The sequence below is a fragment of the Oceanibaculum sp. genome, assembly GCF_022449305.1.
Taxonomy (GTDB): domain Bacteria; phylum Pseudomonadota; class Alphaproteobacteria; order Oceanibaculales; family Oceanibaculaceae; genus Oceanibaculum; species Oceanibaculum indicum.
Map to the genome: position 1 here is coordinate 1 of NZ_JAKUSO010000085.1, position 10,818 is coordinate 10,818.

9 protein-coding genes are annotated in these 10,818 nt (G+C 66.4%); 8 read left to right on the forward strand and 1 reads right to left on the reverse strand.

Annotated elements, in window-relative coordinates; translation table 11 throughout:
- The 8 genes from MK313_RS16830 to cysS form a co-directional block, all read left to right on the forward strand.
- On the forward strand, positions 1-322 hold a 322-nt coding region (locus MK313_RS16830), incomplete at its 5' end, for a DUF3088 domain-containing protein (RefSeq protein WP_287783124.1).
- A gap of 207 nt (positions 323-529) precedes the next feature.
- Positions 530-1,909, forward strand: a complete 1,380-nt coding sequence (locus tag MK313_RS16835; protein ID WP_287783145.1) for a class II 3-deoxy-7-phosphoheptulonate synthase — start codon at positions 530-532, stop codon at positions 1,907-1,909.
- A 102-nt stretch (positions 1,910-2,011) separates the two neighbouring features.
- Positions 2,012-3,196 (forward strand): nicotinate phosphoribosyltransferase, encoded by a 1,185-nt coding sequence (locus tag MK313_RS16840; protein ID WP_287783127.1) that lies wholly within the window; start codon positions 2,012-2,014, stop codon positions 3,194-3,196.
- Positions 3,193-3,891 carry a YkgJ family cysteine cluster protein gene (locus tag MK313_RS16845; RefSeq protein WP_287783130.1) on the forward strand — a complete coding sequence of 233 codons (699 nt, stop codon included), beginning with the start codon at positions 3,193-3,195 and terminating at the stop codon, positions 3,889-3,891. Before MK313_RS16840 ends, MK313_RS16845 begins: the two co-directional genes overlap by 4 nt.
- Before the next feature lie 69 nt (positions 3,892-3,960).
- Positions 3,961-5,205, forward strand: a complete 1,245-nt coding sequence (locus MK313_RS16850; protein WP_287783133.1) for a CaiB/BaiF CoA transferase family protein — start codon at positions 3,961-3,963, stop codon at positions 5,203-5,205.
- Positions 5,206-5,251: 46 nt separating this feature from the next.
- Positions 5,252-6,934 (forward strand): NAD+ synthase, encoded by a 1,683-nt coding sequence (locus MK313_RS16855; protein ID WP_287783135.1) that lies wholly within the window; start codon positions 5,252-5,254, stop codon positions 6,932-6,934.
- 10 nt (positions 6,935-6,944) lie between these two features.
- The gene (locus MK313_RS16860) at positions 6,945-8,267 is read left to right on the forward strand and encodes a glutamate--tRNA ligase (RefSeq protein WP_287783138.1); all 1,323 of its coding nucleotides are present in this window, start codon (positions 6,945-6,947) and stop codon (positions 8,265-8,267) included.
- 48 nt (positions 8,268-8,315) lie between these two features.
- On the forward strand, positions 8,316-9,698 hold the full coding sequence (gene cysS / locus MK313_RS16865; RefSeq protein WP_287783141.1) for a cysteine--tRNA ligase: 1,383 nt from the start codon (positions 8,316-8,318) through the stop codon (positions 9,696-9,698).
- Between the two features lie 129 nt (positions 9,699-9,827).
- Here cysS and MK313_RS16870 read toward each other — a convergent pair.
- Positions 9,828-10,818: glycosyltransferase (locus MK313_RS16870; RefSeq protein WP_287783143.1), on the reverse strand; the 991-nt coding region annotated here is incomplete at its 5' end.

Consider the following 10,818-nt stretch of genomic DNA (forward strand, 5'->3'; position numbering starts at 1 on the left):
GCGCCCGGACTTCACGGACCCAGCCTACCCCGGCCAACGCTTCTATTGCTGGCACTGCGCGCTGATGGAGGGGGTGCTGGCGTCCTTCCCGGAACTTGCCAAACGCCTGGATGTCGTGCGGATCGCCTGGCCCCGGCCAAGGCAGCCGGTCATCGCCCTGGCCGGCGAGGCAAACCAGTCCGTGCCCCTGCTCGTGCTGGCGGAGGGCGCGTCATCGGCGCACCAAACCGGCACACATGAAGGAAGGGTGCTGGTCGCCGGCAAGGACGCCATCCTCGCCGCCCTGTCGGAGCGGCACGGTTTCCCCGATCCGCATCCCTAGAACCGCAGACGACGGTACAAGCCATCCCACGGCATGCCTCCCCTGCGCCTTCCTGGCAGGGATAAGCGCCGTTTTTCTGGCATGCCCCGCTTGACGCTGCTAAACAGGACAACCCACTTGTGGATAAATGCCGGTTGGCGGCACAGTAGTACGGAATTGGGATACGAAATAGGAACCGGGACAGGTTCCGCTGCGGGAGTGAAGATGATGGCCGAGAAATGGTCGCCTGAGAATTGGCGCACGAAGCCGGTAAAGCACATGCCGTCCTATCCGGACGCAGAGGCGCTGACCGCTGCCGAAGAACAGCTCTCGGTCTATCCGCCGCTGGTTTTTGCCGGCGAGGCCCGCAAGCTGAAGAAGGCGCTGGCCAAGGTGTCGGAAGGCAAGGCTTTCCTGCTTCAGGGCGGCGATTGCGCCGAGAGCTTCAAGGAATTCCATCCGAACAACATCCGCGACACCTTCAAGGTGCTGCTGCAGATGGCGGTGGTGCTGACCTTCGGTGGCGCCGTGCCGGTGGTGAAGGTCGGTCGTCTGGCCGGCCAGTTCGCCAAGCCGCGTTCCTCCCCCACAGAGGAGATCGGCGGCGTGTCGCTGCCGAGCTATCTCGGCGACATCATCAACGGCATGGAGTTCGAGGCCGAGGCCCGTCAGCCCGACCCTCAGCGCATGCTGCGTGCCTATAACCAATCGGCATCGACGCTGAACCTGCTGCGCGCCTTCAGCCAGGGCGGCTTCGCCGACCTGCATTCGGTGCATCGCTGGAATCTGGGCTTCGTGGAGCGTAGCCCGCAGGGCGAACGCTATGCCGAGATCGCCGACCGTATCGACGAATGCCTGGCCTTCATGAATGCCTGCGGCATCACCGGCGACAGCGTTCCGCAGATGCGCGAGACCGAGTTCTATACCTCGCACGAGGCGCTGCTGCTGCCCTACGAGCAGGCGATGACCCGCGTCGATTCGACCACGGGCGACTGGTACGACACCTCCGCCCATATGGTGTGGATTGGCGACCGGACACGCCAGCCGGATGGTGGACATGTCGAATTCTGCCGTGGCATCAAGAACCCGATCGGCCTGAAGTGCGGGCCCAGCCTGCCGACGGACGATCTGCTGCGGCTGATCGACATCCTGAACCCGACGAACGAGCCGGGCCGCCTGACGCTGATCGCCCGCATGGGCCACGACAAGGTGGAAAAGCACCTGCCGCCGCTGATCCGCGCGGTCGAGCGCGAGGGCCGCAAGGTGGTCTGGTCGTCCGACCCGATGCATGGCAACACGATCAAGTCCTCGACCGGCTACAAGACCCGGCCGGTGGACCAGATCCTGACCGAGGTGCGGCGCTTCTTCGACGTGCACCAGGCCGAGGGCACCCATGCCGGCGGGATTCACTTCGAAATGACCGGCCAGGACGTGACCGAGTGCATGGGCGGCGCCCAGGCGATCACCGAGGAAGCCCTGCAGGACCGCTACCACACGCATTGCGATCCGCGCCTGAACGCCTCGCAGGCGCTGGAACTGGCCTTCCTGCTGGCGGCCGAGCTGAAGGAATCCCGCACCGTCGACCGGCGGGTCCAGGCGGCACAGTAACCTTCCACGCCCCCTTCCCGGCCGGTTAAGAACCGCGCCGGGAAGGGAGCCGCGGACCAACGGAAGGGCCGGCCCGCCGCAAGGCGGGCGGCTGCAAGGGCGATGACTCCCGACATCAACGATATTCCGAAGCTGACGGACAAATACTTCCTGAAAAGCAAGGAGGTCGTCCGCCGCTTCGGCGATGCCCGCGTCACCTATGGCGTGTTCATGCGGCGGCCCGTCACCTTTGCGCCGCGCCTCGCCATCGACTGGCTGCAGGGCGTGGCGAAGGCACGCGGCACCAGCTTCGATATCGCGCCGAACTTCAAGGAAGGGGCCTGGGTCGGCGCCGGCGATCCGATGATGTACATCACCGGGCCGTTCCTGCATCTGGTCGATCTGGAGACCATCTTCCTGCAGAAGATCGGCGCGGCCTGCGTCGCCGCCTACAACGCCTATACCATCTGTTCCGACCTGCCGAAGGTCGCCTTCCTGGCGATGGACGCCCGCCACTGTGCCGGGCAGGAAATGATGGAGCTGATGGCCTATGGCGCCTCGGTCGGCTCCGAAAAGGCGAAGAAGAAGGTCGGCGCCGTCGGCTTCATCGGCTGCGCCACCGACGCGACCGCGCATTTCTTCGGCCAGAACCAGGGGCTGGGCACCATGCCGCATGCGCTGATCGGCTATGCCGGCTCCACCCTGCGCGCAGCGGAAATGCTGCATGAGGCCTATCCCGACGAGCCGATGACCGTGCTGGTCGATTATTTCGGGCAGGAGATCACCGACGCGCTGGACGTCTGCCGCCGATTCCCTGAGCTTGCAGCGGCCGGCCGCCTGTCAGTCCGCATGGACACCCATGGCGGCCGCCATGTCGAGGGGCTGGATATGGCGCAGAGCTACGCCGTGCTGGACCGCAACTGCCCGGAGGCGATCCGCGGCTACCGCAGCGAGAAGGAGCTGCGCTACCTGATCGGCACCGGCGTCTCCTCCGCCGCCATCTGGCACATGCGCGAACAGCTGGACCAGGCCGGTTTCCCGAAGGTCAGGATCGTTGCCTCCAGCGGATTCTCGCCGGAAAAATGCCGGATGATGGCGGTCTCCCAGGCGCCGGTCGATGTGATCGGCACCGGCTCCTACCTGCCGGAGAAATGGAGCGAGACCTACGCCACCGCCGACATCATCGCCTATGACGGCAAGCCGATGGTGAAGCTGGGCCGCGAATTCCTGATGCAGCGCTGGGAAGAGATGCAGAAGGCCGGATCGCCCCCCGGATCGCCCATGGGGCTGGCATCGGGGGATAGATGAGCCTCGTTGCGCTGAAGGATATTCTGGGGGAACTGTCGGAGGCGATGCAGGAGAATTGCAGCCATCTGCCCCAGAATCGGACCCCCACCATGGTCTATGCGCTGGCCAAGGGTGCTGCCGATATCCATGACGGGGCAGTGAACAGCCTGAAGCCCTCGCTGCCTCCCACCAAGGAGATCGCCTGCGATGCCGGTTGCAGCCATTGCTGTCACCTGCCGGTGGTGACGGAGGCGATCACCGTATTGCGTCTGGCGCACTACATCCGCACGACTTTCTCGCCGGAAGCGATCGAGGCGCTGCGCACCCGGATTGCTGCCCGGCAGGCGCTGCTGCTGCCGCTGGAAAGCGCGGCGCGGCGGCATTTCCGGCAGGCCTGCCCGCTGCTGGAAAACGGCCGCTGCGCCGCGTATGAGGCCCGGCCACTGATCTGCCGCAGCTTCAATTCCTTCGATGAGGCGGCGTGCCGCACGGAGATTCTCGAAAAGGCCAATGATTTCTATATGGAAGGCTATCCGCTGCCGTTCGAGATCGGCAGCGCGCTGACAAGGGGAATGGTGGACGGTCTGTCGAGCGCCGGCTACCGCGACGCCCAGCTCGATCTGGCGGCCGCCCTTGGCGTGGCGCTGGACCGTGCCGACGCGGCCGAGGCCTGGCTGGCCGGCGAGGATATCTTCGCCGATTCACTGGTCGCTTGATCGGTTTCCGGCTGCCCGATAGGGTTCGTCCAACGATAATCACAAAACGCCCGAAACTGCGGAATTCCCATGCCTGAGACGACCCGTCACGCTGCCGGTCTGCCTGTCGATCTGCCCCCCGCCGACTTACCGATGTCCGGCGTACGCGTGCTGGACTGCGCGACCTTCATCGCCGCCCCCTTCGCCGCCTCCATCCTGGGCGAATTCGGCGCCGAGGTGATCAAGGTGGAGCAGCCCGGCGAGGGTGACCCGTTCCGCAAGTTCGGCACGCCGGCGGCGCGCGACACGCTGGCCTGGCTGTCCGAGGGGCGAAACAAGAAGAGCGTGACGCTGAATCTGCGCGACCCGAAGGGCGCCGAGATCTTCCGGCAGCTGATCGCGAAGGCCGATGTGCTGTGCGAGAATTTCCGCCCCGGCACGCTGGAGAAATGGGGGTTGGGCTGGGAGGAGCTGAAGAAGATCAACCCGCGCCTGGTCATGCTGCGTGTCTCCGGCTACGGGCAGGATGGCCCCTATCGCGACCGGCCGGGCTTCGCGCGCATCGCCCATGCCTTCGGCGGGCTGACCTATCTGGCAGGATTGCCGGGTGAGCTGCCGGTGACGCCGGGCTCGACCTCGCTCGCCGACTATATGAGCGGCCTGTACGGCGCCATCGGCGTGCTGCTGGCGCTGCGCCAGCGCGACAAGACGGGTAACGGCCAGTATATCGACATGGCGCTGTACGAATCGGTATTCCGCGCGCTGGACGAGCTGGCCCCGGCCTTCTTCAAGATCGGCAAGCTGCGCGAGCCGGAGGGCACCGGCACCACCAATGCCTGCCCACATGGCCATTTCCGCTGCGGCGACGGCAGGTTCGTCGCCATCGCCTGCACCTCGGACAAGATGTTCGAGCGGCTGGCGCAGGTCATGGGCCGGCCGGAGCTGGCGGCCGAAGACATGTTCCGGACGACCCGCCAGCGCCTCGCCCGCCACAAGGAGGTGGACGGGCTGGTCGCCGCCTGGATGCACTCCATGAGCCGCGACGAGGTGATGGCGGCCTGCGTCAAGGGCGAGGTACCGTGCGGTCCGATCAACTCCATCGCCGACATCGCCGAGGACCCGCATTTCGCCGCGCGCGGCAACCTGCTGCGGCTGGTGGACGAACTGGCCGGCGAGGTGGTGATTCCGAACGTGCTGCCGCGCCTGTCCGACACGCCGGGCCGTGTTGCCAGCCTGGGGCCGGCGCTGGGCGCGGACAATGACGCGATCTATGGCGATCTGCTGGGGCTGAGCGCGGAAGAACGCGCCACTTTGAAGGATGCGAAGGTGATTTGATCGCCCGGCAATTGACACCGCCGGTTTCGGGGCCATTCTACCGCACATGACAGACACGCTCGCCCTTGCGCTCGCGCAACTGAACCCCACCGTCGGCGATATCGATGGCAATCTTGCCAGGCTGCGCAAGGCGCGGGCGGAGGCCGCCTCCAAGGGCGCCGACCTGCTGCTGACCAGCGAACTGTTCCTGTCGGGATATCCGCCGGACGATCTGGTGCTGAAGCGCATGTTTGTCGCCGCCTGCATGGAGGCGGTAGAGCATTTCGCAAAGGAGACCGCCGATGGCGGCCCGGCGGTGCTGCTGGGCACGCCCTGGCGCGTGACCGGCCCGGAAGGCGAGAAGCTGCACAATGCCATCGCGCTGCTGGATGGCGGCAAGGTTCAGACGCTGCGCTTCAAATACGACCTCCCGAACTATGGCGTGTTCGACGAGAAGCGCGTGTTCCAGGCAGGGCCGCTGCCGGGACCGGTGAATTTCCGCGGCATCCGGCTGGGCGTGCCGATCTGCGAGGATATCTGGACGCCGGAAGTCGTCGAGTGCCTTGAGGAATCCGGCGCCGAGATGCTGCTGGTGCCCAACGGCTCCCCCTTCGAGGGCGCCAAGCTGGATACCCGCCTGAATATCGCCACCGCGCGGGTTGTCGAATCCGGCCTGCCGCTGGCCTATCTGAACCAGCTGGGCGGCCAGGATGAGCTGGTGTTCGATGGTGGTTCCTTCGTGCTGAACGCTGACCGGTCGCTGGCGGTGCAGATGCCGGCCTGGAAGGAAGGGGTAACCGTCACCCGCTGGACCCGTGAGGGGGATGGCTGGGTCTGCGCGCCAGGCGAGATGACGGCCCCCTCCGCCGACCATGAGACGATCTATCAGGCCCTGGTGCTGGGTGTACGCGACTATGTGCTGAAGAACCGCTTCCCCGGCGTCGTTATCGGCATGTCGGGCGGCGTCGATTCGGCGCTGACGGCGGCGATTGCCGTCGATGCGCTGGGTGCCGACAAGGTGTGGACGGTGATGATGCCCTCCCCCTACACCAGCGACGAAAGCCTGGAGGATGCTGCGGAGGCCTCGCGTCTGCTGGGGGTGCGGCTGGACAGCATCAATATCGGCCCGGCCATGCAGGCCTTCGATCTGATGCTGCAGCCGGTGTTCGACGCGCTGCCGCCGGACACGACGGAAGAGAACCTGCAATCCCGCGCGCGCGGCATCACGCTGATGGCGATCTCCAACAAGTTCGGCCATATGGTGCTGACCACCGGCAACAAGTCGGAGATGTCGGTCGGCTATGCCACGCTCTATGGCGACATGTGCGGCGGCTACAACGCGCTGAAGGATGTCTACAAGACCGCCGTGTTCGAGCTGTGCCGTTGGCGTAACCAGGCGGATATAACCGGCCTGCCGCTCGGGCTGCTCGGCCCGTCCGGCACGGTGGTGCCGGAGCGCATCATCACCAAGCCGCCCTCCGCCGAGCTGAAGCCCGACCAGAAGGACGAGGACAGCCTGCCGCCCTACCCGGTGCTGGACGAAATCCTGGGCCATCTGATCGAGGACGAGATGCCGGTGTCCGAGATCGTGGCGAGCGGCAAGGACCGCGACCTCGTCATGCGCATCTGGCGCATGCTGGACCGGGCGGAATACAAGCGCCGCCAGGCCCCGCCGGGCGTGAAGATCACCCGCCGCTCCTTCGGGCGGGAACGCCGCTACCCGATCACCAACGCCTTCCAGGGCACCTAAGGCCGGTATCATGACCCTGGTCCGCTTCGCGCCCAGCCCGACCGGCCGGCTGCATCTGGGCAATGCCTTCATCGCGCTGGTGAATTCCCTATTCGCGCGGAAGAGCGGCGGGCGCTTCCTGCTGCGCCTCGACGATACCGACCGGGAACGCTCGACGGCGGCATTCGCCTCTGCCATCGAATCCGACCTCGCCTGGCTTGGCATCGAATGGGACGATTTCGCCCGCCAGTCCGCCCGGCTGGACCGCTATGACGCGGCCATCGACAGGCTGAAGGCGTCCGGCCGGCTCTATGCCTGCTACGAGACGCCGGAGGAGCTGGCGCTGAAGCGCAAGGCGCAGCTGAACGCCGGACGCCCGCCGGTCTATGACCGGGCCGCACTGGTCCTCAGCGATGCCGACAAGACGGCGCTGGAGGCAAACGGCATCCTCCCGCATTGGCGCTTCCTGCTGCAGGGCGACGATCCACGATGGGCGGACCTGGTGCAGGGCGACAGCCACATCCAGATCGCCAGCATGAGCGACCCGGTGCTGGTCCGCGCCGATGGCGTGCCGCTCTATACGCTGGCCTCTGTGGTGGATGATGGCGAGATGGGTGTCACCCACATCATCCGGGGCGCCGATCACCTGTCCAACACCGGCGTACAGTTGCAGCTGTTCGCGGCCCTGGGCTTCGCCGCCCCGGCCTTCGCGCATCTGCCGCTGATCAGCGATGCCGAGGGCCAGGGCCTGTCCAAGCGCATTGGCAGCCTGTCGCTGGAGAGCCTGCGCGAGGGCGGGCTGGAGCCGCTTTCCATCGCCTCCCTGCTGCTGCGCCTCGGTCAGGGCGAGCCGCCGGAACCCTGCCCGGACTGGCCGTCTTTGATCGAGGCCTTCGACATCGCGAAATTCGGCCATGCCACGCCGCGCCTGTCGGAAGACGACCTCACGGCGATGAACGCGAAGCTGCTGCACGCCCTGCCCTATGCGGCAGTGGCGGACCGGCTGCCGGAAGGTGCCGATGCCGCGCTGTGGGAGGCGGTAAAGGGCAATATCCAGCGCCTGTCGGATATCGCGGACTGGCAGCGCATCGTCGTTGGAACGGTCGAGACACCGCCCCCGGAGGACCCTGAACTGCTGGATAAGGCCGCCGATCTGCTGCCGCCTGATCCTTGGGATACCGGGACCTGGAAGGCATGGACGAAAGCCGTGCAGGAGGCCACCGGCCGCAAGGGCAAGGCGCTGTTCCTGCCGTTGCGCCTCGCCCTGACCGGCCGCGAGCATGGACCGGAGCTTGCCAATCTGCTACCGCTGATCGGCCGCGCGCGCGTGCTGGACCGGCTCTGTCGACGCTGATCCGCGCCGCCTCGCCATCCTATCGTCCGATCACCGAAGAGACTTGCCGTGCCGCTGTACCTGCACAATACGCTGACCCGCCAGAAGGAGGAATTCCAGCCGCTCGATCCGGGCAATGTGCGGATGTATGTCTGCGGCCCCACGGTCTATGACTATGCCCATATCGGGAATGCGCGGCCGGCGGTCGTGTTCGACGTGTTGTACCGGGTGCTGAAGGCACTCTATCCGACCGTCACCTACGCCCGCAACTTCACCGACGTTGACGACAAGATCAACGCCAAGGCCAAGGCCACCGGCGAGGAGATCGGCACGATCACCGCGCGCACCACGCAGGCCTATCTGGAGGATATGGGCGCGCTCGGCGTGCTGGAACCGGATGTGCAGCCGCGCGCCACCCAGCACATCGCGGAGATGATCGCGATGATCGAGACGCTAATCGCCAAGGGCCACGCCTATGCGGCGGACGGGCATGTGCTGTTCAGCGTGCCCTCCATGCCGGACTATGGCCAGCTTTCCCGCCGCAACCGCGACGAGCTGATCGCCGGTGCCCGCGTCGAGGTCGCGCCCTACAAGAAGGACGCAGCGGACTTCGTGCTTTGGAAACCGTCGGAACCGGACATTCCCGGCTGGGACAGCCCGTGGGGCCGTGGCCGGCCCGGCTGGCACATCGAATGCTCCGCGATGAGCGCCAAATATCTGGGCGACAGCTTCGACATCCATGGCGGCGGGCTGGACCTGATCTTCCCGCACCATGAAAACGAGATCGCGCAGTCGCGCTGCGCCAGCGGGGCCAGCTTCTTCGCGCGCTACTGGGTGCATAATGGCTACCTCACCGTCGAGGACGAGAAGATGTCGAAGTCCATCGGCAACATCGTCACGGTGCGGGAGCTGCGCGGCGACGCGCCGGGCGAGGCCATCCGCTATGCCCTGCTGGCCGGCCATTACCGCCAGCCGCTGAACTGGAGCCGCGCGCATCTGAAGGAATGCAAGACCGCGCTCGACCGGCTCTATACCGCGCTGCGGCGCGGCCCCGCCCTGCCATCGGCGCCGGGCGAGGTACCGTTCGAGGTGCTGGCGGCACTGGAGGACGACCTGAACACGCCGCTCGCCTTCGCGCATCTGCATGAGCTGGCGACCCGGCTGAACAAGGCCGAGAGCGATGCGGAGATCGCCGAGGCAAAGGCCCGGCTGCTGGCCGCCGGCCGGCTGCTCGGCCTGCTGGTCGAAGATCCGGAGGCCTGGTTCCGCTGGCAGCCGGAAGGGGCCTCCGCAGGGCTGTCCGACGCCGAGATCGAGGCGATGATCCAGGCCCGGCAGGATGCCCGCAAGGCCCGGAACTTCGCCGAGGCCGACCGTATCCGCGACGCGCTGACCGATGCCGGCATCGTGCTGGAGGATGGCCCGCAGGGCACCAGCTGGAAGCGGGGTTAGACTGGAAAATTACGTTCCCTCTCCCCTTGCGGGAGAGGGTTGCGCAGCCTTATCGAGGCTCAAGCCGAGATTAGGCGAAGCTGGGTGAGGGGGTATCGCACCGCCGGAGCCGCCCCCTCACCCGGTTCGCTATCGCTCACCACCCTCTCCCGCAAGGGGAGAGGGTGAAAAAAGGCCATACAGCCGCAGCAATGGCACCAGATCATGCCGTGCCGGGTCGGGCCGCAGCGCCGCCCGGCAGTCGGCCCACAGCACCGGTTCGCCCAGGCAGCGCGCCAGTATCTCGGCCAGCGCTTCCGCGTCCCCTGCCCGGGTCAGCAGACCGAGTGACTGACGCCGCACGACCTCCGCCATGCCGCCAATCTCCGAGGCGATCACCGGGCGGCCGGCGGACAGCGCCTCCTGCAGCACCAGCGGGTCATTCTCCCACCAGATGGACGGGCATAATATCCAGTCCACATCGCGCATGAGGACCGGCGCTTCCTCCGGGGCGTAGGCGCCATGCAGCGTCACTGTCTCGCCCAGTTCGCCCAGCAACGGTGCAATTTCCTGCCGATAACTGTCCGGCATGTGCCGGTCGTCGCCATGCACCGACAGGCTGAAGCGCTGCCCTGCCCGCTTCAGGGCGACGCAGGCGCGCAGCAGCACCGCCAGCCCCTTGTGCGGCAGCAGATTGCCGAAATAGCCCAGCCGGTCGCGACGGCGGTCCTCCGACGTCTCCGGCGGCAACGGATTGGACGACTCGTGGGGCGCGATATTCGGCAAATGATGCAGCTTCCCGCGCGGCAGACCCCATGCTGCATAACGCTCCAGCGCGAACAGGCTGGGGGCGATGAAGCCGTCCACCAGATCGAGATGCGCCGACAGGAACAGCTTGCGGCGCTGAAAATCCGCCGCCGACAGGCCGGGACAGCAGGCAGCGCAGGCCTTCGGCTGAGCCGTTTCGCACAGCGCCCCCTCCCCGGTCACCATCAGCCCGTCACGATGGCAGGGCAGGTGAAAATCATGCAGCGACAGGATGATGCGGGCATCCGGCAGGGTGCGGCGGAGCACCGCCAATGTCTCCGCCCCACAATCATAGACATGGTGAAGTTGAACCGCATGCGGATGCAGCAGTGCG